We start from the raw sequence: 25,461 nt of genomic DNA on the forward strand, positions 1-25,461 counted from the left end.
GGTCCGACCGAGCCTTCCCCGAGGGAGGCCCGTCCGGGGAAGAAGCCCATTCCGGTGAGATCGGCCCATGCCTGAACCCGTCCCCGCCCGCGGCACGCTCGCGCGCCTGATCGACGTTCAGCCCGGCGAGGGCCGCGCTCTGGCCTGGTCTTGGGCCTACATCTTCTCGATCCTGGCCGCCTACTACGTGCTGCGCCCGATCCGGGACCAGATGGGCGTCGCCGGCGGCATCGAGAACCTGCCCTGGCTGTTCACCGCCACCCTCGTGGGGATGCTCGCCCTCAACCTGCCCTTCGCCTACCTGGTGAAACGGATGCCGCGGGCGCGGTTCGTGCCGATCACGTACCGGTTCTTCGCGGCCAACATCCTGGCCTTCGCGCTGACGCTCTACCTCGCGCCCGCCGAGTGGGGCGTGTGGATCGGCCGGGTGTTCTTCGTCTGGCTGTCGATCTTCAACCTGTTCGTGGTCTCGATCTTCTGGGCGACGATCGTCGACGTGTTCTCGAACGCCCAGGGCAAGCGGCTGTTCGGCTTCATCGCGGCCGGCGCGACGCTCGGCGCCATCGCGGGCTCGGCGACCACCGCGATCCTGGCCAAGAACGTCCCGACCTGGGGCCTGATGCTCTGCGCGGTGGTGCTCCTCGAGGTCGCGGTGTTCTGCATGCGCGGGCTCGCGGCGCTGTCGACGCAGCTGCACGAGGTGCCGGGCCGGAACGGGGGCCCCGAGGACGGGCAGGACCGGACGATCGGCGGAAGCGTGCTCGCCGGCGTGACCCGGACTCTCGCATCGCCCTACCTGCTCAACATCTCGCTGTTCCTGCTGCTGTTCTCGGTGACCTCGACGTTCCTGTACTTCGAGCAGGCGGGCATCGCGAAGCGGAGCTTCCCGGACCGCGGCGCGCAGACGGCGTTCTTCGCCAGCGTCGACCTCGCGGTGAACGTCCTCACGCTGGGCATCCAGCTGTTCCTCACGGGCCGGATCGTGAACCGAATCGGCGTCGCCCTGACGCTGGCGATCCTCCCGGCCTTCAGCATCCTCGGCTTCGCGGCGCTCGCGCTCTGGCCGACGATCGGCGTCATCGTGGCGTTCCAGGTGCTCCGCCGGGCCGGGAACTTCGCGATCGCCCGGCCGGTGCGCGAGGTGCTGTTCACCGTCGTCCCCCGGGAGGACCGCTACAAGGCGAAGAGCTTCATCGACACGGTGGTCTACCGGCTGGGCGATCAGGTCGGTGCGTGGTCGTTCACCGGCATCCAGGGCATGGGGCTCGGCAGCGCCAGCGTGGCCGGCGCCGCGATCCCGCTGTCGATGGCGTGGCTCGTGAACAGCGTCTGGCTCGGGCGCGCGCAGGAGCGGCGGCGGGCCGAGCAGGCGGCGGAGCCGGGCATCGAGCCCGAACGGGCCGCGCCGGTCGGCCGCGCGGCCGCTGCGCCCGGCGGGTGAGTGCCGTTTCGCCCCGCCTATCGATGCCGCATGAAGTCCCAGACCAGGTAGGCCGGGAACGGCAGCATGATCGCGAAGAAGATCCAGTCGAACATCTGAGGCATCAAGCCGTCTCCCGCTCGGTCCCCCCTGGTTCTACCGGCGTCCCGAGGTGAAGTTCCGCGCGGCCGCGGCGGCCGTTAAGAGGCGGTTTACCCTGACGGGTGAGGTATCGCGCTCGATCCGGGCGGGAGAGTGACATGGCGGGACCTGCATGGTCGGCGCCGCGGCGCCGGTGGCGTGCCGCCGATCCCGCGATGGCGCTGCTCGGGCTCCTCGCCCTGACACCGGCACCCGTCGCCGCGCAGGAGCCGCTCTTCATCCGCATCCGCCCGCTGCCGGACGCCGAGGCGGCGCGCCTCGCCCGGGAGATGCTCTGGGCCCGTCGGCAGGCCCATGCCCGCGCGGTGATCGAATCGGTCTGCACCGGCTGCCTGGGCGCCTGGAAGGCCGAACCGGTCCCGCCACCGACGCCTGCGCCCGCGCAGGACAGGATTGCGAACCTCACCGTTCCGATAGGGGTTGAACTCGACCCCGGCTCCGGGGCATCCGAGCCCGGTCCCGATCCATCGACCTCCGAGAGGCATCCATGACGCAAGCGCATCCGACCAGCGGCGCCGAGCCCGAAGTCGATTGCCCGGTGACCCTCGAGGTTCTGGGCTCCGTGTACCGGGCTGACGACTTCGACCTGCCGCTGATCCTGGAGCAGATCCCGCCGCTGAAGCGCGCGCAGCTCGCCGCCTACCTCTACGGCAAGAGCCACATGCACAAGCTCGGGCTGAAGGTCGCCCGCTCCTGCGAGCGCGACGACCTGATCCGCGTGGCGGGGGAGATCGGCTCGGTGATCCACGGCCAGGCGCACTTGAAGCCGTCGCGACCGACGCCCGAGCCCGCCCCGCAGCTGCGCGCCAAGACCCCGCCCGGCCAGAAGAAGGTGAGCCTCGCGGGCGCCGCCGCGAAGCCCGCGATCAGCCTCGGTGGCTCGGCCAAGGTCCGCAACTTCGACTGAGAACTGGCGCGCGTAGGGCCAGCCGAGACCGCCGCGCGCGGCTGGCCGCGCCGGCACCGACGGGGCGACGGCGACGCGCGGGACCTGACGGCCGGGTCCGGCATTCCATCGGTGACGGCACGTCGGAAGGCCGGACAATCCGGACTTGTGCGTTGCACGCGCCGCGGGCTTCGGATAATCGCCCGCGATGAACACCGACCACGACAAGATCCTAATCGTCGATTTCGGCTCTCAGGTGACGCAGCTCATCGCCCGCCGAGTGCGCGAGGAGGGCGTCTACTGCGAGATCGTGCCCTTCACGAAGGCCGAGGCCGCGTTCCGCGAGCAGAAGCCCAAGGGCGTGATCCTCTCCGGCGGCCCCGAATCGGTGACCGTCGAGGCCTCGCCCCGCGCGCCCCAACTGGTGTTCGATTCGGGCGTCCCGGTCTTCGGCATCTGCTACGGCCAGCAGACCATGGCGGCCCAGCTCGGCGGCGCCGTCGAGGGCGGCCACCACGCGGAGTTCGGCCGCGCCGAGGTCGAGATCCTGGCCGACTGCCCGCTGTTCAAGGGCGTCTGGCACAAGGGCGAGAAGTACCCGGTCTGGATGAGCCACGGTGATCGCGTCACCAAGCTGCCGGACGGCTTCACCACCGTGGCGATCTCCAGGAACGCGCCCTTCGCGGCGGTGGCCGACGAGGCCCGCAACTACTACGCGGTCCAGTTCCACCCGGAGGTGGCGCACACGCCCCACGGCGCCCTGCTGATCCGCAACTTCGTGCGCGACGTCGCGGGCTGCTCGGGCGACTGGACCATGGGCGCCTACCGCGAGGAGGCCATCGCCAAGATCCGCGAGCAGGTCGGCTCCGAGAAGGTGATCTGCGGCCTTTCGGGCGGCGTCGATTCGGCCGTGGCGGCGGTGCTGATCCACGAGGCGATCGGCGATCAGCTGACCTGCGTGTTCGTCGACCACGGGCTCCTGCGCCTCGGCGAGGCCGAGCAGGTCGTGGCGCTGTTCCGCGACCACTACAACATCCCGCTGGTCCACGTGGAGGCGTCGGGGATGTTCCTCGCGGCTCTGGAGGGCGTCAGCGACCCGGAAATCAAGCGCAAGACGATCGGCCGCCTGTTCATCGACGTTTTCGAGGCCGAATCGAAGAAGATCGGCGGGGCGAAGTTCCTCGCGCAGGGCACGCTCTACCCCGACGTGATCGAGAGCGTGTCGTTCACCGGCGGCCCGTCCGTGACCATCAAGAGCCACCACAATGTCGGCGGCCTGCCCGAGCGCATGAATATGAAGCTCGTGGAGCCGCTGCGCGAGCTTTTCAAGGACGAGGTCCGGGTGCTCGGCAAGGAGCTCGGCCTGCCCGAGGGCTTCGTCGGCCGCCACCCGTTCCCGGGCCCGGGCCTGGCGATCCGCTGCCCCGGCACGATCACCGGCGAGAAGCTGGAGGCCCTGCGCAAGGCCGACGCGATCTACCTCGACGAGATCCGGCAGGCCGGCCTCTACGACACGATCTGGCAGGCCTTCGCGGTGATCCTGCCGGTGAAGACCGTCGGCGTGATGGGCGACGGGCGCACCTACGACCACGTCTGCGCGCTGCGCGCCGTCACCTCGGTCGACGGCATGACCGCCGACTTCTACCCGTTCGACATGGCCTTCCTGGGCCGGGTCGCGACCCGGATCATCAACGAGGTGAAGGGCATCAACCGGGTGACCTACGACATCACCTCGAAGCCGCCTGGCACGATTGAGTGGGAGTGAGCCGGCGTCCGACCCGATTCCCGCGCCGTCATCGCGAGCGGAGCTAAGCGACCCAGAGCAGCGTGACGCTTCGATCCGTGTCGCGCTCCTGGATTGCTTCGCTCCGCTCGCGATGACGCGGCGCCGGTCCTCACGGGGTGCAGAGCGCCGGCTCGACCGCCTTCAGCGCCGGCCGGAACGCCGCGAGGTGCAGCCCGTCGCGCAGGGCGCCGGGCTTGGCGTAACCCGTATCGCCGTCGCGCAGGGCGGCGAACGGATCCGTGAAGACGCAGCCGAGCCGCCCGCAGAGGTTTTGCAACCGGCGCGAGTAATCCGCGACCGCGCCGGCATCGACCAGCTTGCCGATCTCGCGACCGACCGGGGGGAGGGCGGTCACCACGACGCGCGGGCTGAGGGTCTGCAGCCGCTTGACGATCGTCTCGGTGGCGGCCTCGAACTGCTCCGTCGGCTTGTGCAGCTGCGGGTTGTTCTTCACCAGGATGTCGTTGGTCCCGATGGTCAGGACCGCGAGCCGCGGCTGCACCTTGAAGGTCAGGCGCGCGAGGTAGTCCGCGTAGCTGCCCGCGGTCGCGCCGCTGATCCCGCCGTTGAGGAAATCGAGCCCGCAGGGCCGCTGGCTCCCGGGCTGCAGCTCCACCTGGGAATCGCCGGCCCAGAACACGTAGTCCGGCGGCGCCTCGTCGAGGCTGACCTGCACGGCGATCAGGCGCATCTCCGCGTAGGCCCGTGCGTCGGCCCCCGGCCGGTGCAGGCGCCACCCGGCGAAGCCGCCGATCGCCAGGAGGGCGAGCCCGCCGAGAACGAGGGAAACGACGCGCTTCACGGCTCGGCCCCGGCCCGGTCGACCCGGGCGTCGGGCCGCGCGTCCGTCGAGGCGTAGTAGGGCTTGATGTCGAGGAGCGGCGTGCCGTCTAGGCAGTCGAGCCCGCGCACGCGAAGCGTGTCGCCGACGCGGCCGAGCAGTTCCACGACCGACAGGGCGATCGGGTTGGGACGGGCCGGCGAGCGCAGGGAGAACGTGCCCCTGGGGCCGTCGGCGTGGCGCGGCCGCTGGATCACGAGGCCGCGGGTCGCCCGGTCCATCCAGTAGAGGAGGATCAGGTGCGTGCACCCCGTGACGTTGCGCAGGCCGGGGGCGTAGGCCGGGTCGACCTCGACGGTGCAGATTGCGTCGGTCTGCAGGCCATTCTTCGGACAGTCGGACCGCGCCAGCCAGGGCGTGCGCAGCCGGCCGATGAAGTGGAGGCCCGCGTCGAAGGTCGCGGGCAGGGCGGCCCTCTCTTCACCGGGACGGGTCCCGAACTCATCCGCGTCCAGCCCCGTGTCCATGCCCGCGTCCTCGCCGCCGCGCTCCGCGCCGGCCGGCTTGTCGGCCATGTGTCCGCGGCTCGCAACCCCGCATCTCGCCCCCGGATGGCGCGGGGTGTAGATCCGGCAGCAGGAACGGAGGCGACATGATCGAGCGGGAATTGCGGCCGATGCAGGCGGTGGCGGATGCCGCGACCGCCATCGACCGGCTGGTCGAGCTCTACGACGACGCGGCCGGCGCCCTGCGGACCGCGCTGGAGCGCTACCTCGCCGGCGGGCCGCCGCCGGACGCCACGGAGCGGCTCGCCTTCCGCTACCCGGAGCTGCGGATCAGCTACCGCCCGGACGGGCCGCTGCCCCGGGTCCGGCGCGCCACCGCCAAGCTCCAGGCCGCCGGCACCTATGCCACCACAATCACGCATCCGGGATTCTTCCGGACGTACCTGACCCGCCAGCTAGAGCCGCTGATCGCCGACTACGGCATCGCCCTCGAGGTCGGTCTCAGCGCGCAGGAGATTCCCTATCCCTACGTGCTGGAGGCCGGGCTGGACGCGCGCGGGCGGACCGTCGACGGCGCTGACCTCGCCACCTACTTCCCGGTGCCGCTCCTGTCGCTCGTGGGCGACGAGATCGCGGACGGGCTGTTCGACCAGATCCCTGGCGAGCCGCTGCCCCTGGCGCTGTTCGACGCGGTTCGGGTCGATTACTCGCTCCGGCGCCTCGTTCATTACACCGGCTGCGACTGGCGCGACGTCCAGCCCTGGATCCTGCTCACCAACTATCACCGCTACGTCGACCAGTTCGTCCGCCACGGCTTGGAGCGGCTCGCCTCGGGCGCGGAGGGGTTCGAGCGGCTGGTCCTGCCGGGTGGCGTGTCCGTGACCCGTGCCGAGGCGGCCGATGCAGACCCGGCCGCTGTGATCGCCGCCTCGCCCTGGCACCGCCATCAGATGCCGGCCTACCACTTGGTGGCGCGCGATTCCGACGGGACCCAGCAGGGCACGACGCTGGTCAATATCGGCGTCGGCCCCTCGAACGCGAAGACGATCACCGACCACCTCGCGGTGCTGCGCCCGGATTGCTGGCTGATGGTCGGCCATTGCGGCGGCCTGCGGCAGTCGCAGACCATCGGCGACTACGTGCTGGCGCACGCCTACCTCCGCCGCGACCGTATCCTCGACGAGCTCGTGCCGCCGGACGTGCCGGTGCCGGCCCTCGCCGAGGTGCAGGTCGCCCTTCAGGACGCCGCCGCCGCGGTGACGGGCGAGCAGGCTGACGCGCTCAAGCGGCGCCTGCGCACCGGCACGGTGGTGACCTACGACGATCGCAACTGGGAACTGCGCTTCAGCCAGGAGCGGCGTCGGATCAACCAGTCCCGCGCCGTGGCGGTGGACATGGAGAGCGGCACGGTCGCCGCCCAGGGCTTCCGCCTGCGCGTTCCCTACGGCGCGCTGCTCTGCGTCTCAGACAAGCCGCTCCACGGCGAGATCAAGCTGCCGGGTGCCGCCAACGCCTTCTACGATCGGGCCGTCTCGGAGCACCTCCGGGTCGGGCTGGCGGCCCTCGACGTTCTTCGGGCCGATCGGCAAGGTCTCCACTCGCGCAAGCTGCGCAGTTTCGATGAACCACCCTTCCGGTGAGACTTCGTGAAGTCCAGGGTGACGTTCGAGCCCGACGTACATATCGCCAACTCAGCGACCGACTGCCACGCCATCGGTCATACTCAAGCTTGGATACAGCCGCCTTGAAGCCGGGTTGAGTGGTTAAAGCACCACACATCAGGCTGAGCTTTCCCATGACTCGTATCGCACTCGTCTCCACCGCCCTCCTGGCGGCCGTCGCGTTCGCGCCGACCGTCGCCGATGCCCGCGGCTTCGGCGGCGGTGGCTTCCACGGCGGCGGATTTGGCGGGGGCGGCTCCCGCGGCGGCAGTGTCGGCGGCGGAGCGTTCCGGAACGGCGGCTTCGGCGGCGGCGCCTTCCAGAACGGCGTCGGCGGGGCGCGGGCCGGCGGACTGGGCGGCGACTTCCGCGGGGCTGGGCTCGGCGTGGCCGGCGTCGGCGGCGTCCGGACCGGCGGCCTGCGGGCCGGCGGATATAACCAGGCCGGCCGGTTCGGCGGGGTCGGGAACCGCGGGATCGCCGGTCGCGGCTTGGTCAACCGCGGCTATTACGGCCACCGCTACGGACGCGGCGTCGGCTACGGACTCGCCGGGCTCGGCCTCGGCGTCGGTTACGGCCTGGGCGGTCTCGACTACGGCTACGACAATTGCGCCTACACTTACGGCTACGGCGCCTACGACCCGGCTGCCTGCAACGGCTACTACGGCTACGGCTACTGAGTCAGGCGGCGCGGGTCTCGTCCCCGCGGCGCATCCTCGAAACCGCGCGACGCCCGGCCGGCCTTCGCTCGGGCAATGTCGTGAGGACCCCTGGGCCAGATCGGCCCACCGGATCCACAGCCTTCGCCGCAGGCGAAGGCTCGCTCAACAAGTCCCGAATTGCGAACCGTTCCAATCCGATGAGGATGCCGCTTCCGGCGTAGCGTGGTGCGGGGACGATCGCGGTGAGCGGCGAGGGACTGGTTGCGGCGACGGCGGGGCTGCTCGTGCTGTGCATGGGCCTGTGGGCGACCGCGCTGCTGCCCGAGATCGTCACGGCACTCGCCTTCTTCGGACTGGCGATGTTGCTGCGTCTCGGCTCGGCCGCGACGGTGTTCTCGGGCTTCTCGTCCTCCGCGTTCTGGCTGGTCCTGTCCGGCATGGTAGTGGGGCAGGGCATGACCCGGACCGGACTGGGCGCCCGGATGGCGCGCACCCTCGCCCTGCGGCTCTCCGGCTCCTACGGCCGCTTCATCGCTGGGCTGGTGACGCTGAGCTTCCTCATCGCCTTCGTCATGCCGTCGAATCTGGGCCGCATCGCCCTGATGATCCCCGTCACCCTCGCACTCTGCGACGCCTTCGGCCTCGCGGCCGGGCGCCCGGGGCGGACGGGTGCGGTCCTGGCCGTCGGCCTCGCCACCCCGATCCTCTCTGCGGCGATCCTGCCCGCCAACGTCCCGAACCTCGTGATGGCCGGCTCGGCCGAGCACCTGCTCGGCCTGCACCTGTCGTACCTCTCTTACTTCCTTCTGCATGCCCCGGTCCTGGCGCTGGTGAAGGGCGTGCTGCTCGTCGGCCTCATCGTCCGGCTGTTCCCGGACAACCTCGGCTCCGCCGCTCCGGCCCTGCCGGACCTTCCCCCGCTGTCCGCGCCCGAGCGGCGCCTCGCGGTGATCCTCGCCTGCACGCTGATCCTCTGGATGACCGACAGCCTCCACGGCCTTGCCCCCGCCTGGGTCGGCCTCGCCGCCGCGGTCGTCTGCCTGCTGCCGCGGATCGGGGTCCTGCCGCCGGAGGCGTTCCAACAGGTGAACCTGCGGACCTGCTTCTACATCGCGGCGCTGCTCGGCCTCGTCGCCCTCGTCAACGAGACCGGGCTCGGCGAGCGCCTCGGCCATCTGCTGCTGACCGTCGCCCCCCTGGCGCACGACGCGCCGACGCAGAACTTCGCGGTGCTCACCGGCATCGCCACGGTGCTGACCCTCCTCGTCACCGCCAACGGCGCCCCGGCCCTGTACACGGCGCTCGCGGGCGAGATGTCGGAGGCGAGCGGCCTGTCACCCTTCGCGGTCGTCTCGCTGCAGGTGATCGGCTACTCGACCCTGTTCTTCCCCTATCAGGCGCCCCCGATCGTGTTCGCCAGCGAGCTCGGGCGGGTCCGTCTCCGGGACGCGACCCGGCTCACCCTGAGCTTCGGTTTCCTGTCGCTCCTCGTGGCGGCGCCGCTCGACTACGCGTGGTGGCGCCTCCTGGGACAGCTGAAGTGACAGAATCGGCAAAGTGTCGCCCCAGAGGGCACATTGCGCCGCACCATGATGGATTGCGGGTTGCCCGCTCAGGCTCTAGCGCTACCAGATTAGAGACGGTCCAGTTCGCAGCTGCGAGGCTTCAACACGATGGCACCCACCGCCCGCCCGACAGTGGCTCAGCCCATGTCGCCGCATCTCCAGATCTATCGCTGGACCTGGACGATGGCGATGTCGGTGTTCCACCGCATCACCGGCACCGCGCTCTACGGCGGGACTGCTCTCGTCGCGATCTGGCTCGTGGCTCTGGCCTCGGGACCGGCCGGCTACTCTTACGTGGCCGGGTTCTTCGGCTCGATCTTCGGGCGCCTGATCCTGTTCGTCTACACGTGGATCCTGATGCACCACATGCTCGGCGGCATCCGGCACCTGATCTGGGACACCGGCGTCGGCTTCGACCGGGAGAAGCGCCTCTCGATGGCCCGGCTGACGCTGATCGGCTCGGTGGCCCTCACCCTCGTCATCTGGGCGGTCGCCCTTTTGGTCCGCTGAGGAGGACGACATGGCTAAGGAAGAGGTCCGGCAGGACACGCGCGTCTCGATCCGCACGCCGCGCGCCCGCGTACGCGGCCTCGGCGTCTCCCATCACGGCGCCGGGCACTGGTGGCTGCAGCGGCTGACCGCCGTCGCCAACGTCGTGCTGATGCTGAGCTTCGTGGTGATCATCGCCAAGATGGCGGGCCGCGGCTACCCGGAGGCGCGGCTCCTCGTCGCGACCCCTCTGGTGTCGATCCTCCTGATCCTGGCGCTACTGTCGGTCACGGTCCACATGCGCCTCGGCATGCAGGTGATCATCGAGGACTACGTGCACGCGCCGGCGACGAAGATCGCGGCGGTGTTCGCCAACAATGCCTACGCGGTCGTCGTGGCCGTCGCCTGCCTCTACGCGGTCCTGCGCATCGGCTTCGGACAGCCGGCCTGACCCCGCCAACATCGATCTCGAGGAGCCGAACATGGCCGCCAACGGCACAAACGGCAGCGGGCCTGCCTACACCATCCACGATCACGCCTTCGACGTCGTGATCGTCGGCGCGGGCGGCGCGGGACTGCGCGCCACGGTGGGCTGCTCGGAAGCGGGCCTGCGCACCGCCTGCATCACCAAGGTGTTCCCGACGCGCTCGCACACGGTGGCGGCGCAGGGCGGCATCTCGGCCTCGCTGGGCAACATGGGCCCGGACGACTGGCGCTGGCACATGTACGACACCGTGAAGGGATCGGACTGGCTCGGCGACCAGGACGCCATCGAGTACCTCGTGCGCAACGCGCCCGCCGCCGTCTACGAGCTGGAGCACTGGGGCGTACCGTTCTCCCGCACGGAGGAGGGCAAGATCTACCAGCGCCCGTTCGGCGGCATGACGACCGATTACGGCAAGGGCACCGCCCAGCGCACCTGCGCGGCGGCCGACCGGACCGGCCACGCGATGCTGCACACCCTCTACGGGCAGGCGGTGAAGAACCAGACCGATTTCTTCATCGAGTACTTCGCCCTCGACCTGATCATGGACGATGAGGGCCGCTGCCGCGGCGTCATCGCCCTCGATCAGGCCACCGGCGAGATCCACCGCTTCCGCGCCCAGATGACCATCCTGGCGACCGGCGGCTACGGCCGCGCCTACTTCTCGGCGACCTCCGCCCATACCTGCACGGGCGACGGCAACGCCATGGTGTTGCGCGCCGGCCTGCCGCTGCAGGACATGGAGTTCGTGCAGTTTCACCCGACCGGCATCTACGGCGCGGGCTGCCTGATCACCGAAGGCTCCCGCGGCGAGGGCGGCTACCTCACCAATTCCGAGGGCGAGCGCTTCATGGAGCGCTACGCGCCGTCGGCGAAGGACCTCGCCTCGCGCGACGTGGTCTCGCGCTCCATGACCATGGAGATCCGCGACGGCCGCGGCGTCGGCAAGAACAAGGACCACATCTACCTGCACCTCGACCACCTGGACCCGAAGATCCTGCACGAGCGCCTGCCGGGCATCTCGGAATCTGCGCGGATCTTCGCGGGCGTCGACGTGACCAAGGAGCCGATCCCGGTCATCCCGACCGTCCACTACAACATGGGCGGCATCCCCACGAACTATCACGGCGAGGTGCTGACGCTGCGCGACGGCAACCCCGACACGGTGGTCCCGGGGCTGATGGCGATCGGCGAGGCGGCCTGCGTCTCCGTCCACGGCGCCAATCGCCTCGGCTCGAACTCGCTGATCGACCTCGTGGTCTTCGGCCGCGCCGCCGGCAAGCGCTGCGCCGAGATCGTCGAGCCGAACGGCCGGGCCATGGAGCTGCCCAAGGGCGCGACCGACAAGGCCCTCGAGCGCCTCGACCGGTTCCGCTACGCCAACGGCTCGACGCCGACCGCCGAACTCCGTGCCGAGATGCAGAAGACGATGCAGAACAACTGCGCCGTGTTCCGCACCGGCGAGGTGCTGGAGGAGGGCAAGGGCCTGATCCACAAGGTCTGGAACGCCGCCGCCGACGTGAAGATCACCGACCGGTCGCTGGTCTGGAACACGGACCTGCTGGAGACCCTGGAGTTCGACAACCTGATCGGCCAGGCGGTGGTGACGATGGAATCGGCCGCCAACCGCACGGAGTCCCGCGGCGCCCACGCGCGCGAGGACTTCCCGGACCGCGACGACAAGGACTGGATGAAGCACACGCTGTCCTGGCTCGACGAGGGCCAACACCAAGTGGTCATCGATTACCGCCCGGTCCACACCTACACGATGTCCAACGAGATCCAGTACATCGAGCCCAAGGCGCGCGTGTACTGATCTGCAACTCTGCACAACGACTGCGGCGGCGGGGCCTCACCCCTCCGGCCGCCGCGTCCTGCTCCAGCGGAAGCCGTCGAGAACCATGGCTCAGTTCAACCTTCCGAAGAATTCCCAGATCACCCAGGGCAAGTCCTGGCCGGCCCCGCCCGGCGCCAGGAACCTGCAGACCTTCAAGATCTACCGCTGGAACCCGGATGACGGGGCCAATCCGCGGATCGACACCTATCAGGTCGACCGCGAGGATTGCGGCCCGATGGTCCTCGACGCGCTGCTGTGGATCAAGAACAAGATCGACTCGACGCTGGTCTTCCGCCGCTCCTGCCGCGAGGGCATCTGCGGCTCCTGCGCGATGAACATCGAGGGGCAGAACGCGCTCGCCTGCACGATGGGCATCGACGAGTGCAAGAGCCCCGACAACGCCCTGCCGGTGATGACCCGCAAGGACAAGGACGGTGCGATCCGGATCTACCCGCTGCCGCACATGCCGGTCCTCAAGGATCTCGTGCCGGACCTGACGAATTTCTACGCCCAGCACGCCGCCATCGAGCCCTGGCTCCAGACCGAGACGCCCGCGCCCGAGAAGGAGTGGCGCCAGACGCCGGAGGACCGCTCCCGCCTCGACGGCCTCTACGAGTGCATCCTGTGCGCGTGCTGCACCACGTCGTGCCCGAGCTACTGGTGGAACGGCGACAAGTTCCTCGGCCCGGCGGCCCTGCTGCAGGCCTATCGCTGGCTGATCGACTCGCGCGACGAGAACACGGGCCACCGCCTCGACGGGCTGCACGACCCGTTCCGGCTGTACCGCTGCCACACGATCATGAACTGCGCCAACACGTGCCCGAAGAGCCTGAACCCGGCGAAGGCCATCGCCGAGATCAAGAAGATGATGGTCGAGCGCACGCTCTGATCGCGCAGTCGAGTCGGGTGTTGAGGCCTGAGGGCCACACCCGGCCGAAAAGGCCGGCTCTCCGCAGCAGAGTTGGTCCGGGCTGAGAGGGCTGCCTTGCGGACAGCGCAATTGCCACGGAGTCAGGATCGAAGCGCCTCCGCGCCGTGAATCCTGACCCGAAGTGGACCGATGCTGCGCCCGAGCCTGTCGACGTTCGCCGTTCTCTGTCTGGCCGCCAGCCTCGGCGCCTGCGCCTCCAGCCGCCTCGACGGGCCGCGCACCCGGGGGCCGTCGCCCCAGGCGTCCCTGGACACGGTGCCGGCCATGCCGTCGGGCACGGTGACGGCGGCCCCGCTGGCGCCGCCGCCCGGCGTCGCGGCGAGCCCCGACGCGCCGCCCCCGCCCGGTGCCCAGGCGGCCGCGCCGCCCGCCGGCGGCCCCACCGTGATCGCCGAGCCGGTCGCCCCGCCGGCGCCGCCGCCGCCGGTCGCCACGGGCGGCCGCTCGTCGGTGGTCGGAAGCTGGGATGCGCGGGACGCGACCGGTGCGAACTGCAAGGTCACGCTCTCGAGCACCCCGGCCCTCGACCTCTACCGGGCGACGGCCTCGGGCTGCGCCAACAAGGATCTCGCGCGGGTCTCGGCCTGGGACTTCCGCGACGGCGAGGTCTACCTCTACCAGCCGGGCGGCTCGGTGGCGGCGCGGCTGCGCCAGGGCGGCGGCGGCCTGGAAGGCGCCCTCACCAAGTCCGGCGCGGCCCTCGCCCTGAACCGCTGAGGCCGGGCGGCGCGACCACGCCGCGCGGTTGGCGCGCGGCGGGAGGCGCTTACATGAGGGGCTCCCGCCGCGTCACGCCCCCGTCAACATGTTCCTCGATTGGCTTGAACGCCGCGTCGACCCCTTCGCGCCCTTCGACGAGGCGCGGATGCCGCCGCGGTCGGTGCTCGGCTTCGCCTGGTTCTACCTGCGCCCGATCCGCGCCGCCCTGGCGGCGCTGTTCGTCATCGCGGTGATCGCCGGCACGGTCGAGGCCTCCCTCTACCTCGTGATGCGCTGGTTCATCGACCTGCTCGGCTCGGCCGACCGGGCGACGGTGCTGTCGGACCACGCGGTCGAGCTCGGGCTGGTGGTCCTGCTGATCGCCGTGGTGCGACCGCTGTCGATCTGGGCCCACGAGGTGCTGTCCAACCAGCTCGTCGTGCCGCAATCGACCAGCCAGATCCGCTGGCGGGCGCATCTCTACACCCTCGGGCACGCGCTCTCGTATTTCCAGGGCGACTTCTCGGGACGGCTCGCCAACCGCGTCGTCCAGGTGGGCCCGGCGGTGCGGGAACTCGCCGTCGTCTTCATCGACACGCTCCTGTACGTGGCGATCTACGCGATCACCGCGGTCGGGCTGTTCAGCGCGATCTCGCCGTGGCTCGCCGTCCCGGTGCTGCTCTGGATCGCCGCCTACGCGGCCCTGACCGCGTGGTTCGTGCCCCGAGCCCGCGCGCGCTCGCACAAGACCGCCGACACCCGCTCGACGCTGATCGGCCGCATCGTCGACAGCTACACCAACATTCTGACGGTGAAGCTCTTCGCCCGCGACCGCGAGGAGCGGGCCGCGGTGCAGGACGCCGTGGAAGTCCACACCGCCGCCTATCTCCACCAGTTCCGGCTGGTCACCCTGACGACGAGCCTCCTCGGCCTGCTCAACAGCGGGCTCCTGATCGCTACCGGCGCGGCCTGCCTCGTGCTGTGGCGCGACGGCGGCATGACGACCGGCGAGGCATCGGCGGGGCTCGCCCTAGTCCTCAGGCTCATCGCCATGTCGGGCTGGGTCATGCAGACCGTGCGCGGCGTCTTCGAGAATGTCGGCGTGGTCCAGGAGAGCATGCAGACGATGGCCCGGCCGCACGCCCTCGTCGACGCGCCGGACGCGCGGACGCTCGCCGTCACCGGCGGCGAGATCCGGTTCGAGGAGGTCGGCTTCCACTACGGGCGCGGCGACGCCACCGTCATCGAGGATTTCTCCCTGACGATCCGTCCGGGCGAGAAGGTCGGGCTGGTCGGCGTCAGCGGCGCCGGCAAGTCGACCCTGGCGGGCCTGCTCCTGCGGCTCTACGACGTGGAGAGCGGGCGGATCCTGGTGGACGACCAGGACATCGCGACGGTGACCCAGCAATCCCTGCGTGAGGCCATCGCGATGGTCAGCCAGGACACCTCCCTGCTGCACCGCTCCATCCGCGACAACATCGCCTACGGCCGCCCCGGCGCCACCCAGGTGGAGATCGAGCGGGCCGCGCGGCTCGCTCACGCGGACACGTTCATCGCCGACCTCGTCGACCACAAGGGCCGGCGCGGCTACGATGCCCAGGTCGGCGAGCGCGGCGTCAAGCTGTCCGGCGGCCAGCGCCAGCGCATCGCCATCGCCCGCGTCATGCTGAAGGACGCGCCGATCCTGATTCTCGACGAGGCGACCTCGGCGCTCGACAGCCAGGTCGAGGCGGCGATCCAGGAATCCCTCGACACGCTGATGGCCGGCAAGACTGTGCTGGCCATCGCGCACCGCTTGTCGACGATCGCGGCCCTCGACCGGCTGGTCGTGATCGACCGCGGCCGGATCATCGAGGAGGGGACTCACGCCGAACTGGTCGCCGCCGGCGGCGTCTATGCCGGGCTGTGGTCGCGGCAGTCGGGCGGTTTTCTCGACGACGGGACGGCCCGGTACGACAGCGCCGTCGCCTGAGCGTCGGAGGAGCGAGATTGCCGGCAACATACCGCTACGATCGAGGGGCGACCTTATCGCCGCGCCGCACACTGCGGCTTGACTCGGGGGCGGCAGACGGTCTCATTGCTCAGATTAGAACCATAATGCTTTGTTCCCGGGACGAGCCGGGACGAGGGCACCTGCGGCCCTGACGCCGACGCATGGAGTTCCGAACCTTGGCGAACACATCAGCCGCCGCTGCCGCGGTCTCTGGTCATGAGGGCAGCCGCCGTGACTTTCTGTTCCTGGCGACGGGCGCCGGGTTGGCGGTCGGGGCGGGAGCCGTCGTCTGGCCGCTGATCTCCTCCATGGCGCCCGACGCCGACACGATCGCCGCCGGCGCACCGATCGAGGTCGACCTGACACCGATCCAGGACGGTCAGATCATCAACGTCTTCTGGCGCGGCAAGCTGATCTTCGTGCGCAAGCTGACCGCCAAAGAAGTGACCGACATGAAGGCGGTCCCGCTCTCGGCCATGATCGATCCGGCCGCCTTCCCGACGCGGGTCAAGAGCGGCCACGACCAGTGGCTGGTGGTCTACGGCAACTGTACGCATCTCGGCTGCGTGCCGATCGGCCACCAGGGCAATTTCGAGGGCTGGGCCTGCCCGTGCCACGGCTCGCAATTCGACGCGGTGGGTCGCGTGCGCCACGGACCGGCGCCCATCAACCTGCCGATCCCGCCCTACGCCTTCCAGACCGATACCAAGATCCGGATCGGCGAAGGCGGCAAGGAAGCGGCCTGAGGAGGACGGAAGCATGAGCGGAACAGCCAGCACCTACGTCCCGAAGAGCCGCGTGGCCAAATGGTTCGAGGCGCGCCTGCCCATTGCCGGGCTGGTGCACTCGTCCTTCATCGCCTACCCGGTTCCGCGGAACCTCAACTACTTCTGGACCTTCGGGGCGATCCTCGCCGCCTTCCTGGGAATCCAGATCGTCACCGGCATCTGGCTGGCGATGCACTACGAGCCCTCGGCGACAGGTGCCTTTACCTCCGTCGAGAAGATCATGCGCGACGTGAACTACGGCTGGCTGCTGCGCTACGCGCACGCCAACGGTGCCTCGATGTTCTTCGTGGCCGTCTACGTGCACATGTTCCGCGCCCTCTATTACGGGTCGTACAAGGCGCCGCGCGAGGTGCTCTACATCCTCGGCGTCGTCATCTACCTCTTGATGATGGCGACCGCCTTCCTCGGCTACACGCTGCCGTGGGGCCAGATGAGCTTCTGGGGCGCGACCGTCATCACCAACATCCTGGCGGCGATCCCAGTGGTCGGCGACACGATTCAGACCCTGCTGTGGGGCGGCTACTCGGTGGGCAACCCGACCGTGAACCGCTTCTTCTCGCTGCACTACCTGCTGCCGTGGATGATTGCCGGCGTGGTCGTGCTGCACGTCTGGGCCTTGCACGTCACCGGGCAGAACAACCCGGCCGGCATCCCGATCAAGTCGGGCAAGGACGCGGTGCCGTTCACGCCCTACGCGACGGTCAAGGACGTGTTCGCGACCTGCGTGTTCATGATCCTGTTCGCGTGGTTCCTGTTCTACCAGCCGAACTATCTCGGCCACGCCGACAACTACATCCAGGCGAACCCGGCGGTGACGCCCGCGCACATCGTGCCGGAATGGTACTTCCTGCCGTTCTACGCGATCCTGCGCGCGGTCCCGAGCAAGCTCGGCGGCGTCATCCTGATGTTCTCGGCGGTGATCATCCTGGCGTTCGCGCCGTGGCTCGACACGTCGCGGATCCGGTCGTGCAACTACCGGCCGATCTACCGCCAGTTCTTCTGGGTGTTCATCGGCGCGACCCTCCTCCTCGGCTGGCTCGGCTCGCAGCCCCCGGAGGGCGGCTACGTGCTCGCCGCCCAGGTCTGCACCGCCTACTACTTCGCGCACTTCCTGATCGTCATGCCGCTCTGCGGCCTGTTCGAGACGCCGAAGAAGTTGCCGGGCTCGATCCTCGAGAGCGTGACCGGACCGGGCAAGCAGGTGACCGGATCCGGCATGCCGGCGGGCGCCGCCGCCGCTCCGACCACCAAAGGCTGACGGGCTGACGACAGGACCATGATGATGACCCGCGTCCTCTCGACGACCGCCGCGGCCGCCCTGGCGGCCCTGCTGATCGGCGCCATGCCGGTCTCCGCCCAGGAAGGGCATGGCGGGCCGATCCCGGCCCGCGTGAACTGGAGCTTCGCCGGCGTGTTCGGCCGCTTCGACACCGCGCAGCTGCAGCGCGGATTCCAGGTCTACAAGGAGGTCTGCTCCGCCTGCCACTCGATGAAGCTGGTCTCCTTCCGCAACCTCGCCCAGGAGGGCGGGCCGCACTTCTCCGCCGGGCAGGTCAAGGCGCTGGCCGCGACCTACCAGGTGAAGGACGGGCCGAACGACGCCGGCGACATGTTCGAACGGCCGGGCCGGCCGGCCGACACCTTCCCGCCGCCCTTCCCGAACGACCAGGCGGCGGCCGCGGCCAACGGCGGCAAGGCGCCGCCGGACTTCTCGGTGATCGCCAAGGCGCGGACCTTCTCCCGCGGCTCGCTCTACTTCCTGACCGACTGGCTGCCGCTCGTCGGCTACTCGGAGCAGGGACCGGACTACATCCACGCCCTGATCAACGGTTACGAGGATCCGCCGAAGGACTTCGCGCTGCCGGAGGGCGGCCACTACAACAAGTACTACCCCGGCCACATCATCGCGATGCCGCCGCCGATCACCGACGGGCAGGTTTCCTACCCCAAGAACGATCAGGGCCAGCCGGTCGTGCCCGAGACGCTGGACCAGTACGGCAAGGATGTCTCGGCCTTCCTGATGTGGGCGGCCGAGCCGCACATGATGGACCGCAAGGCCCTGGGCTTCCGGGTGATCCTGTTCCTGATCGTGCTGTCGGGTCTACTCTACTACGTGAAGAAGAAGATCTGGGCGGATGTCGGTGGCGAGGTGCACGGCCTCCAGCCGGAGCTGCACAAGACCTACTGAGGCGGGCCGGATCGGTTCGCAGTTCGGATGGGCCTCCCTCGCGGAGGCCCATCTTTTTTTCGGCCGGCGCTCCATGCTACCGCTCGCCCGCCGCGACGGTCCGCCTCCCGAGACTGCCCGCCCCCTGCACCACCTCATCCTGAGGTGACCGCGTCAGCGGGCCTCGCAGGAGGGCTTCAGGGATCAGAGCGGCGTCCGGAGGTCTCCGTCGAGGCCTACGCATGGCTCCGGCACCCGAGGACGAGGTGCCGGGTGGGATAAGCCGCGCTGCCGAGGCGTCGCGCGTTGAGGGAGTCCGGCATGAGCGCAGCGGTACTGGGTGTCATGGGTGGGTCCGGCGTCTACGACCTGCCGGGTCTTGAGGACGTGCGCGAGGAGCGCGTGGCGTCGCCCTGGGGCGAGCCGTCGGATGCCCTGCGGATCGGGCGCATCGGCGACACCAAGGTCGTGTTCCTGGCGCGCCACGGGCGGGGGCACCGGCTCTCGCCGTCGGGCATCAACTACCGCGCCAATATCGACGCCCTGAAACGGGCCGGGGTCACCGACCTCGTCGCCCTCTCGGCCTGCGGCTCCTTCCGCGAGGACCTGCCGCCGGGCCTCTTCGTGCTCGTCGACCAGTTCGTCGACCGCACCCACGGCCGGGCCTCGTCGTTCTTCGGCGACGGCTGCGTCGCCCACGTCTCCCTCTCGCACCCGGTGGGCCCCGGCCTGCAGGCGCGGATCGCCCAGGCCGCGAAGGCCGAGGACATCGCGGTCCATCGCGGCGGCACCTACGTCTGCATGGAGGGGCCGCAATTCTCGTCGCTGGCCGAATCCCGCGCCTACAAGGCCCAGGGCTTCGACGTGATCGGCATGACCAACATGCCCGAGGCCAAGCTCGCCCGCGAGGCGGAGATCACCTACGCGACCATCGCGATGGTGACCGACTACGATTGCTGGCACCCGGGCCACGACGCCGTCGACGTCGCCGCGGTGATCGCCGTCGCCCGGGCCAACGCCGACAAGGCGGCGCGGCTCGTCGCCCGTCTCGCCCGCGATTTCCCGGGCGAGCGGGAGCCGTGCCCGGCGGGTTCGCACCGGGCCCTGGACGGCGCGATCATGACGGCGCCCGCCGTCCGGGATCCGGCGCTCCTCGCCAAGCTCGACGCCGTGGCGGGGCGGGTTCTCAACGGCTAGCCGGCCGGCCTTTCCATTCGGCGACGAGTCCCTCTAGAAGGCGCAGGCGGCCCAGGCCGCCCCCGACGCGAAGTCCAGACCGAAATGCGCAGCGCCTCCATCAGCCGGAAGACCGCGGAGACCGATATCGCGGTCACCGTCAATCTCGACGGGACCGGGCGGTCGAAGATCGCCACCGGCATCGGCTTCCTCGACCACATGCTGGATCTGCTGGCGCGGCACGCCCTGTTCGACCTGGACGTGAAGGTCGACGGCGACCTGCACATCGACCAGCACCACTCGGCCGAGGATTGCGGCATCGCCCTGGGGCAGGCCTTCGCCAAGGCGCTCGGCGACAAGCGCGGGGTCACGCGCTACGCCGACATCCACCTGCCGATGGACGAGGCGCTGACCCGGGTCTGCGTCGACATCTCCGGCCGGCCCTTCCTGGTGTTCCGCACGACGTTCCGCGTGGAGAAGATCGGACAGTTCGACACCGAGCTGGTGCGCGAGTGGTTCCAGGCCTTCGCGATGAATGCCGGCCTGACGCTCCACGTGGAGACCCTCTACGGCGACAACGCCCACCACATCGCGGAGAGCTGCTACAAGGGGCTGGCCCGCGCCTTGCGGAAGGCCGTGGCGATCGATCCGCGGGAGGAGGGGCGCGTTCCCTCAACCAAGGGCTCTCTGTAGACCCGTTGTCGTCGGGCGCCCGGATCGGCCACACGGCCGTCGCGGCGCGCGCTGTCGGAGTTTCGCGATGCGGATGCGCAGCTACACGCTCCACCTGCCGGCCGATGCGCGGCCCGGCGAGACGGTCGGGCTCGACCGGGCTCTCCTGGTACGCGACGGCTTCTCCTGGCCGGCCTTCGCCTTCACGGTGCTGTGGTTCCTGTTCCACCGCCTCTGGCTCGCCGCCCTGCTCGTCCTCGTCGGTCTCGTGGCGCTGGCCGCTGCCGGCATCGCCCTCGGGCTCCCGGCCGGTGCCGGCCTGATCGTCACCCTGCTGGCCGCTTGGCTGATCGGCCTCGAGGCCTCCAGCCTGCGCCGCTGGACCCTGGCGCGGCGCGGCTGGCCGGCGCGCGACGCGGTGGTCGCCGCGACGCCCGAGGAGGCCGAGGCCCGGGCGCTGAACCGCTGGATCGAGGCGGTCCCGGGCACCCCCCGGGCCCCGTTCCCGAGCGGCCCCAGCCGGCGGGCCGAGCCGGTGATCGGGCTGTTCCCCGTCCAGGAAGGCGCCCGGTGAGTTCCCGGGCGAGACGCGCATGACCACCGAGACCGTCGCGATCATCGATTACGGGTCGGGCAACCTCCACTCCGCCGCCAAGGCCTTCGAGCGCGCCGCCCGCGAGAGCGGGCGCGACGCGCGGATCTGCCTGACCTCGGACCCGGAGGTGGTGGCCGCGGCCGACCGCGTCGTGCTGCCCGGCGTCGGCGCCTTCGCGGATTGCCGCCGCGGGCTCGATGCCGTCCCCGGCATGGTCGAGGCGATGACGCGGGTCGCCCACGGGGCGGGCCGCCCGTTCCTCGGCATCTGCGTGGGGATGCAGCTCCTGGCGAGCCGCGGGCTCGAGTACACGACCACGCCGGGGCTCGGCTGGATTCCCGGCGACGTCGGTCCGATCCGGCCGTCGGATCCGGCCCTCAAGGTTCCCCACATGGGCTGGAACACCCTGCGGACCGAGCGCGACCACCCGCTGCTCGGCGGCATTCCCACCGGCGAGGACGGGCTGCACGCCTACTTCGTGCACAGCTACGCGCTGCAGGCGGAGCGTCCGGACGACGTCGTCGCGCGCGCCGAGTACGGCGGCCCGGTCACCGCCCTCGTCGCCCGCGGCAACGTCGCCGGCACGCAGTTCCACCCCGAGAAGAGCCAGCGGCTGGGCCTCGCGCTCATCGCCAACTTCCTGAACTGGCGCCCGTGAGCGCCGTTCGGCCCAGGCAAGAAGGACGGAAGCGCCCGTGATCCTGTACCCGGCGATCGACCTGAAAGAGGGGCGTTGCGTTCGCCTCATCCAGGGGGACATGGCGCAGGCCAAGGTCTTCGGCGACGATCCGGCCGCGCAGGCCGCGATCTTCGAGGCGCAGGGCTTCTCCTGGCTCCACGTCGTCGATCTCGACGGCGCCTTCGCGGGCGCCCCGCGGAACGCCGAGGCCGTCGACGCGATCCTCGCGCGGGTCACGATCCCGGTCCAGCTCGGCGGCGGGATCCGCGAGATGAAGACGCTGGAGGGATGGCTGAGCAAGGGCGTCGCCCGCGCGATCATCGGCACCGCGGCGGTGCGCGATCCCGGCTTCGTCCGGGAAGCGGCCCGCAAGTATCCCGGGAAGATCGCGGTCGGAATCGACGCCAAGGACGGCCGCGTCGCCGTCGAGGGCTGGGCCCAGACCTCCAGCATGACCGCGGAGGAGCTAGGGCGCCGATTCGAGGACGCGGGCGTCGCGGCGATCATCTACACCGACATCGCCCGCGACGGGATCCTGAAGGGCCTCAACGTCGAGATGACCCTGGCGCTCGCCCAGGCCGTGCGCATCCCGGTCATCGCCTCGGGCGGCCTCGCGTCGATCGACGACGTCCACCGGCTGCTGCAGCCCGACTGCGCCCTGATCGCGGGCGCGATCACCGGCCGGGCGCTCTACGACGGCCGCATCGATCCGGAGGCGGCCCTGGCGGCGATCGCTGCGGCGCGCGGCCCGACGGCGTGATATCCAGAGGCTCGCGACATGAGACGCCGCCCGTGCTGAAGACCCGCATCATCCCCTGCCTCGACGTGAAGGACGGGCGCGTCGTGAAGGGCGTGCGCTTCGAGGGCCTGCGCGACGCCGGCGACCCCGTCGAGGCCGCCAAGGTCTACGACGCGGCCGGCGCAGACGAGCTGTGCTTCCTCGACATCACCGCGAGCCGCGAGGCCCGAGGCACCCTGCTCGACATCGTCAGCCGGACCGCCGAGGCCTGCTTCATGCCGCTGACCGTCGGCGGCGGCGTGCGCACCGTCGAGGACGTGCGCGCGCTGCTGCTCGCCGGCGCCGACAAGGTCGCGATCAACACCGCCGCGGTGAAGGATCCCGACCTCGTGGCCCGGGCCGCCGAGAAGTTCGGCGCGCAGTGCATCGTGGTGGCGATCGACGCCAAGCGCGTCTCGCCCCCCGGCACGCCGGCCGCCTGGGAGATCTTCACCCATGGCGGCCGCGACCCGACCGGGATCGACGCCGTGGCCTTCGCGCGGCTGGTGGCCGAAAAGGGCGCCGGCGAGCTGCTCGTCACCTCCATGGACAAGGACGGGACGCGCTCCGGCTACGATCTCGCTTTGACGCGAGCGATCAGCGATGCCGTCACCGTGCCGGTGATCGCCTCGGGCGGCGTCGGCGGCCTCGACGACCTCGTGGCCGGCGTGGCCGAGGGCGGCGCCAGCGCCGTCCTGGCGGCCTCCATCTTCCATTTCGGGCAGGCGAGCGTCGCCGAGGCGAAGGCGCACATGGCGGCGGCCGGCCTCGCCATGCGCCTCGACGACCCGGCCTCTTCCGCGAGGGCGCCCCAGTGAGCAGCTACCTTCTGGCGAACGCCGACCTCCTCGATCCCGTGACCGGTCGCCAGACCGCCGGCGCGGTGCTGGTGAGGGACGGCCGCATCGCCGATATCGCCGCCGGCGCGGCGCCGGGCGCCCCGGCCGACGCGAAGCGCGTCGACTGCGCCGGCCGCGTGCTGACCCCCGGGCTGATCGACATGCGCGCCTTCGTGGGCGAGCCGGGGGCGGAGCATCGCGAGACCCTGGCCTCGGCGAGCGCCGCGGCGGCCGCGGGCGGCGTCACGACGCTCGTCTGCATGCCCGACACCAATCCGGTGATCGACGAGCCGGCCATCGTCGACTTCGTGCTCCGCCGCGCCCGCGACACGGCGAGCGTCAACGTCCTGCCGGCGGCCGCCATCACCAAGGGCTTGGCCGGCCGGGAGATGACCGAGTTCGGCCTGCTCAAGGAGGCCGGCGCGGTCGCGTTCACCGACGGGCTCAGGGCCGTGGCGAATGCCCAGGTTCTGCGCCGCGCCCTGACCTACGCTCGGGATTTCGACGCGCTGATCGTGCAGCACGTGGAGGAATCCGCCCTCGTCGCCGAGGGCGTCATGAACGAGGGCGAGCTCGCCTCGCGCCTCGGGCTCATGGGCATCCCCCGCGAGGCCGAGACCGTAATGCTGGAGCGCGACATCCGCCTCGTGCGGCTGACCGGCGCCCGCTACCACGCGGCGATGATCTCCTGCGCCGATTCGGTGGAGATCGTCCGCCGCGCCAAGCAGGACGGCCTGCCGGTGACCTGCGGCGTCTCGGTGAACAACCTCGTGCTCAACGAGAACGACATCGGCCATTACCGCACCTTCTGCCGGCTCTCGCCGCCCCTGCGCCACGAGACCGACCGTCAGGCGGTGGTGCGCGCCCTCGACGAGGGCGTGATCGACGTCGTCGTGTCCGACCACAACCCGCAGGACGTGGAGACCAAGCGCCTGCCCTTCGCCGAGGCGGCGGACGGGGCGCTGGGCATCGAGACGCTGCTCGGCGCCGCCATGCGCCTCGTCCACACCGGCGACCTCGCGCTGCCCAAGCTCGTCGCCGCGCTCACCGTGAATCCGGCGCGCATCCTCGGCCGCGAGGCCGGCCGGCTGGCGGTCGGCGCCCCCGCCGACCTCGTGCTGATCGATCCCGATCTCCCCTACGTCCTCGACAAGCGCCGGCTAAAGTCGCGCTCCAAGAACTCCCCCTTCGACGAGGCGCGCCTCCAGGGCGCGGCGGTGCTGACGCTGGTCGGTGGCCGGATCGTCCACGCGGTCGACGACCTCGCGGCCGCCGCATGATGCCCCCCGATCTCGCGACCCCAGCCGCCCTCGGCGGCCTCGCCCTCGGCTACGCCCTGGGCTCGATCCCGTTCGGGCTGATCCTCACGAAGTTCGCCGGCCTCGGCGACGTGCGGGCGATCGGCTCCGGCAATATCGGCGCCACCAACGTGCTCCGCACCGGCCGCAAGGGCCTCGCCGCGGCGACGCTCCTGGGCGACGCCCTCAAGGGCACGGCGGCCGTCCTCATCGCCCGGCAGTTGGGCGAGGGCCCGGCGCTCGCGGCCGGGCTCGGCGCCTTCCTCGGCCACCTCTTCCCGGTCTGGCTGGGCTTCAAGGGCGGCAAGGGCGTCGCGACCTTCATCGGGGTGCTCCTCGCCTTCAGCCCGCCCGCCCTCGCGGCGTTCGCGGCGATCTGGCTCGGTCTCGCCTTCGCGCTCAAGTACTCGTCGCTGGCGGCGCTCGCCGCCTCGGCGGCCACACCCCTCGTCCTCTGGGCGCTGGGTGCCCCGACGCAGGCGTTGCTATTCCTGCTCCTCGGCCTGCTGCTATGGTGGAAGCACGCGCCCAACATCCGCCGACTCGCGTCCGGCACCGAGGGGCGCATCGGCCAGAAGGGCTGAGTGCCGGCGCGCCGCGCCGACCT

General features: G+C 70.5%; 26 protein-coding genes. 24 read left to right on the top strand and 2 right to left on the bottom strand.

The window, feature by feature from the left end; translation table 11 throughout:
* Positions 1-67: 67 nt before the first annotated feature.
* The 4 genes from BM314_RS10220 (at position 68) to guaA (ending at position 4,233) form a co-directional block, all read left to right on the top strand.
* On the top strand, positions 68-1,441 hold the full coding sequence (locus BM314_RS10220; protein ID WP_091978056.1) for an NTP/NDP exchange transporter: 1,374 nt from the start codon (positions 68-70) through the stop codon (positions 1,439-1,441).
* A gap of 296 nt (positions 1,442-1,737) precedes the next feature.
* Entirely contained in the window at positions 1,738-2,073 is a 336-nt protein-coding gene (locus BM314_RS10225) for a hypothetical protein (RefSeq protein ID WP_091978057.1), read from the top strand.
* On the top strand, positions 2,070-2,489 hold the full coding sequence (locus BM314_RS10230; RefSeq protein WP_020091761.1) for a hypothetical protein: 420 nt from the start codon (positions 2,070-2,072) through the stop codon (positions 2,487-2,489). The genes BM314_RS10225 and BM314_RS10230 overlap by 4 nt, the downstream gene beginning before the upstream one ends.
* A 187-nt stretch (positions 2,490-2,676) precedes the next feature.
* The gene (gene guaA, locus BM314_RS10235; protein ID WP_012317458.1) at positions 2,677-4,233 is read left to right on the top strand and encodes a glutamine-hydrolyzing GMP synthase; all 1,557 of its coding nucleotides are present in this window, start codon (positions 2,677-2,679) and stop codon (positions 4,231-4,233) included.
* 130 nt (positions 4,234-4,363) lie between these two features.
* Here guaA and BM314_RS10240 read toward each other — a convergent pair whose 3' ends face one another.
* On the bottom strand, positions 4,364-5,056 hold the full coding sequence (locus BM314_RS10240) for an SGNH/GDSL hydrolase family protein (RefSeq protein WP_091978058.1): 693 nt from the start codon (positions 5,054-5,056) through the stop codon (positions 4,364-4,366).
* A complete protein-coding gene (gene tsaA, locus BM314_RS10245) occupies positions 5,053-5,562 on the bottom strand; it encodes a tRNA (N6-threonylcarbamoyladenosine(37)-N6)-methyltransferase TrmO (RefSeq protein WP_091978103.1) in 510 nt (169 codons plus the stop codon). Before tsaA ends, BM314_RS10240 begins: the two co-directional genes overlap by 4 nt.
* A 125-nt stretch (positions 5,563-5,687) precedes the next feature.
* Here tsaA and BM314_RS10250 point away from each other — a divergent pair, with 125 nt between their 5' ends.
* The 20 genes from BM314_RS10250 to plsY all read left to right on the top strand — a co-directional run bounded on the left by BM314_RS10250 (position 5,688) and on the right by plsY (position 25,438).
* On the top strand, positions 5,688-7,181 hold the full coding sequence (locus BM314_RS10250) for an AMP nucleosidase (protein ID WP_091978059.1): 1,494 nt from the start codon (positions 5,688-5,690) through the stop codon (positions 7,179-7,181).
* A 155-nt stretch (positions 7,182-7,336) separates the two neighbouring features.
* Positions 7,337-7,882 carry a hypothetical protein gene (locus BM314_RS10255; RefSeq protein WP_091978060.1) on the top strand — a complete coding sequence of 182 codons (546 nt, stop codon included), beginning with the start codon at positions 7,337-7,339 and terminating at the stop codon, positions 7,880-7,882.
* A gap of 224 nt (positions 7,883-8,106) precedes the next feature.
* A complete protein-coding gene (locus BM314_RS10260) occupies positions 8,107-9,408 on the top strand; it encodes an SLC13 family permease (RefSeq protein ID WP_091978061.1) in 1,302 nt (433 codons plus the stop codon).
* A gap of 129 nt (positions 9,409-9,537) precedes the next feature.
* The gene (sdhC, locus tag BM314_RS10265) at positions 9,538-9,939 is read left to right on the top strand and encodes a succinate dehydrogenase, cytochrome b556 subunit (protein WP_026604731.1); all 402 of its coding nucleotides are present in this window, start codon (positions 9,538-9,540) and stop codon (positions 9,937-9,939) included.
* 10 nt (positions 9,940-9,949) lie between these two features.
* Positions 9,950-10,369, top strand: coding sequence for a succinate dehydrogenase, hydrophobic membrane anchor protein (gene sdhD / locus BM314_RS10270; RefSeq protein WP_042674306.1), 420 nt, complete (start codon positions 9,950-9,952; stop codon positions 10,367-10,369).
* A gap of 31 nt (positions 10,370-10,400) precedes the next feature.
* A complete protein-coding gene (sdhA, locus tag BM314_RS10275) occupies positions 10,401-12,218 on the top strand; it encodes a succinate dehydrogenase flavoprotein subunit (RefSeq protein WP_056521268.1) in 1,818 nt (605 codons plus the stop codon).
* Between the two features lie 85 nt (positions 12,219-12,303).
* The gene (locus tag BM314_RS10280; RefSeq protein WP_091978062.1) at positions 12,304-13,128 is read left to right on the top strand and encodes a succinate dehydrogenase iron-sulfur subunit; all 825 of its coding nucleotides are present in this window, start codon (positions 12,304-12,306) and stop codon (positions 13,126-13,128) included.
* A 171-nt stretch (positions 13,129-13,299) separates the two neighbouring features.
* Positions 13,300-13,887 (top strand): protease inhibitor Inh/omp19 family protein, encoded by a 588-nt coding sequence (locus BM314_RS10285; protein WP_056521266.1) that lies wholly within the window; start codon positions 13,300-13,302, stop codon positions 13,885-13,887.
* 88 nt (positions 13,888-13,975) lie between these two features.
* Positions 13,976-15,841, top strand: coding sequence for an ABC transporter ATP-binding protein (locus BM314_RS10290; RefSeq protein WP_091978063.1), 1,866 nt, complete (start codon positions 13,976-13,978; stop codon positions 15,839-15,841).
* Positions 15,842-16,023: 182 nt separating this feature from the next.
* On the top strand, positions 16,024-16,608 hold the full coding sequence (gene petA / locus BM314_RS10295; protein WP_165923088.1) for a ubiquinol-cytochrome c reductase iron-sulfur subunit: 585 nt from the start codon (positions 16,024-16,026) through the stop codon (positions 16,606-16,608).
* A 13-nt stretch (positions 16,609-16,621) separates the two neighbouring features.
* Positions 16,622-17,908 carry a cytochrome b gene (locus BM314_RS10300; protein ID WP_020091775.1) on the top strand — a complete coding sequence of 429 codons (1,287 nt, stop codon included), beginning with the start codon at positions 16,622-16,624 and terminating at the stop codon, positions 17,906-17,908.
* Between the two features lie 18 nt (positions 17,909-17,926).
* Positions 17,927-18,838: a cytochrome c1 gene (locus BM314_RS10305; RefSeq protein WP_091978064.1), complete on the top strand. Its 912-nt coding sequence runs from the start codon at positions 17,927-17,929 to the stop codon at positions 18,836-18,838.
* 300 nt (positions 18,839-19,138) lie between these two features.
* Complete coding sequence (locus tag BM314_RS10310) at positions 19,139-20,014, top strand: S-methyl-5'-thioadenosine phosphorylase (protein WP_091978065.1); 876 nt, start codon at positions 19,139-19,141, stop codon at positions 20,012-20,014.
* 84 nt (positions 20,015-20,098) lie between these two features.
* On the top strand, positions 20,099-20,686 hold the full coding sequence (gene hisB / locus BM314_RS10315; protein ID WP_020091778.1) for an imidazoleglycerol-phosphate dehydratase HisB: 588 nt from the start codon (positions 20,099-20,101) through the stop codon (positions 20,684-20,686).
* Positions 20,687-20,753: 67 nt separating this feature from the next.
* The gene (locus tag BM314_RS10320) at positions 20,754-21,239 is read left to right on the top strand and encodes a DUF2628 domain-containing protein (protein WP_091678407.1); all 486 of its coding nucleotides are present in this window, start codon (positions 20,754-20,756) and stop codon (positions 21,237-21,239) included.
* Between the two features lie 19 nt (positions 21,240-21,258).
* On the top strand, positions 21,259-21,918 hold the full coding sequence (gene hisH, locus BM314_RS10325) for an imidazole glycerol phosphate synthase subunit HisH (protein ID WP_056521252.1): 660 nt from the start codon (positions 21,259-21,261) through the stop codon (positions 21,916-21,918).
* 37 nt (positions 21,919-21,955) lie between these two features.
* Positions 21,956-22,699 (top strand): 1-(5-phosphoribosyl)-5-[(5-phosphoribosylamino)methylideneamino]imidazole-4-carboxamide isomerase, encoded by a 744-nt coding sequence (gene hisA, locus BM314_RS10330; RefSeq protein WP_020091781.1) that lies wholly within the window; start codon positions 21,956-21,958, stop codon positions 22,697-22,699.
* 32 nt (positions 22,700-22,731) lie between these two features.
* Positions 22,732-23,535 carry an imidazole glycerol phosphate synthase subunit HisF gene (gene hisF / locus BM314_RS10335; RefSeq protein ID WP_091678406.1) on the top strand — a complete coding sequence of 268 codons (804 nt, stop codon included), beginning with the start codon at positions 22,732-22,734 and terminating at the stop codon, positions 23,533-23,535.
* On the top strand, positions 23,532-24,836 hold the full coding sequence (locus BM314_RS10340) for a dihydroorotase (protein ID WP_091978066.1): 1,305 nt from the start codon (positions 23,532-23,534) through the stop codon (positions 24,834-24,836). Before hisF ends, BM314_RS10340 begins: the two co-directional genes overlap by 4 nt.
* The gene (gene plsY / locus BM314_RS10345; protein WP_244534981.1) at positions 24,836-25,438 is read left to right on the top strand and encodes a glycerol-3-phosphate 1-O-acyltransferase PlsY; all 603 of its coding nucleotides are present in this window, start codon (positions 24,836-24,838) and stop codon (positions 25,436-25,438) included. Before BM314_RS10340 ends, plsY begins: the two co-directional genes overlap by 1 nt.
* Positions 25,439-25,461: the final 23 nt, after the last annotated feature.

Source organism: Methylobacterium sp. 13MFTsu3.1M2, assembly GCF_900112625.1.
Classification (GTDB): Bacteria; Pseudomonadota; Alphaproteobacteria; order Rhizobiales; family Beijerinckiaceae; genus Methylobacterium.

Bases quoted from the DNA above. Each gene is read 5' to 3' on its own strand.
- BM314_RS10300 (WP_020091775.1), top strand. From the start codon at position 16,622: ATGAGCGGAACAGCCAGCACCTACGTCCCGAAGAGCCGCGTGGCCAAA.
- hisB (WP_020091778.1), top strand. From the start codon at position 20,099: ATGCGCAGCGCCTCCATCAGCCGGAAGACCGCGGAGACCGATATCGCG.
- BM314_RS10305 (WP_091978064.1), top strand. From the start codon at position 17,927: ATGATGATGACCCGCGTCCTCTCGACGACCGCCGCGGCCGCCCTGGCG.
- BM314_RS10225 (WP_091978057.1), top strand. From the start codon at position 1,738: ATGGCGCTGCTCGGGCTCCTCGCCCTGACACCGGCACCCGTCGCCGCG.
- BM314_RS10230 (WP_020091761.1), top strand. From the start codon at position 2,070: ATGACGCAAGCGCATCCGACCAGCGGCGCCGAGCCCGAAGTCGATTGC.
- BM314_RS10310 (WP_091978065.1), top strand. From the start codon at position 19,139: ATGAGCGCAGCGGTACTGGGTGTCATGGGTGGGTCCGGCGTCTACGAC.
- BM314_RS10320 (WP_091678407.1), top strand. From the start codon at position 20,754: ATGCGGATGCGCAGCTACACGCTCCACCTGCCGGCCGATGCGCGGCCC.
- plsY (WP_244534981.1), top strand. From the start codon at position 24,836: ATGCCCCCCGATCTCGCGACCCCAGCCGCCCTCGGCGGCCTCGCCCTC.
- BM314_RS10280 (WP_091978062.1), top strand. From the start codon at position 12,304: ATGGCTCAGTTCAACCTTCCGAAGAATTCCCAGATCACCCAGGGCAAG.
- hisH (WP_056521252.1), top strand. From the start codon at position 21,259: ATGACCACCGAGACCGTCGCGATCATCGATTACGGGTCGGGCAACCTC.
- BM314_RS10285 (WP_056521266.1), top strand. From the start codon at position 13,300: ATGCTGCGCCCGAGCCTGTCGACGTTCGCCGTTCTCTGTCTGGCCGCC.
- tsaA (WP_091978103.1), bottom strand. From the start codon at position 5,562: ATGGACACGGGGCTGGACGCGGATGAGTTCGGGACCCGTCCCGGTGAA.
- BM314_RS10220 (WP_091978056.1), top strand. From the start codon at position 68: ATGCCTGAACCCGTCCCCGCCCGCGGCACGCTCGCGCGCCTGATCGAC.
- sdhA (WP_056521268.1), top strand. From the start codon at position 10,401: ATGGCCGCCAACGGCACAAACGGCAGCGGGCCTGCCTACACCATCCAC.
- guaA (WP_012317458.1), top strand. From the start codon at position 2,677: ATGAACACCGACCACGACAAGATCCTAATCGTCGATTTCGGCTCTCAG.
- sdhC (WP_026604731.1), top strand. From the start codon at position 9,538: ATGGCACCCACCGCCCGCCCGACAGTGGCTCAGCCCATGTCGCCGCAT.
- BM314_RS10255 (WP_091978060.1), top strand. From the start codon at position 7,337: ATGACTCGTATCGCACTCGTCTCCACCGCCCTCCTGGCGGCCGTCGCG.
- BM314_RS10250 (WP_091978059.1), top strand. From the start codon at position 5,688: ATGATCGAGCGGGAATTGCGGCCGATGCAGGCGGTGGCGGATGCCGCG.
- BM314_RS10290 (WP_091978063.1), top strand. From the start codon at position 13,976: ATGTTCCTCGATTGGCTTGAACGCCGCGTCGACCCCTTCGCGCCCTTC.
- petA (WP_165923088.1), top strand. From the start codon at position 16,024: ATGGAGTTCCGAACCTTGGCGAACACATCAGCCGCCGCTGCCGCGGTC.
- sdhD (WP_042674306.1), top strand. From the start codon at position 9,950: ATGGCTAAGGAAGAGGTCCGGCAGGACACGCGCGTCTCGATCCGCACG.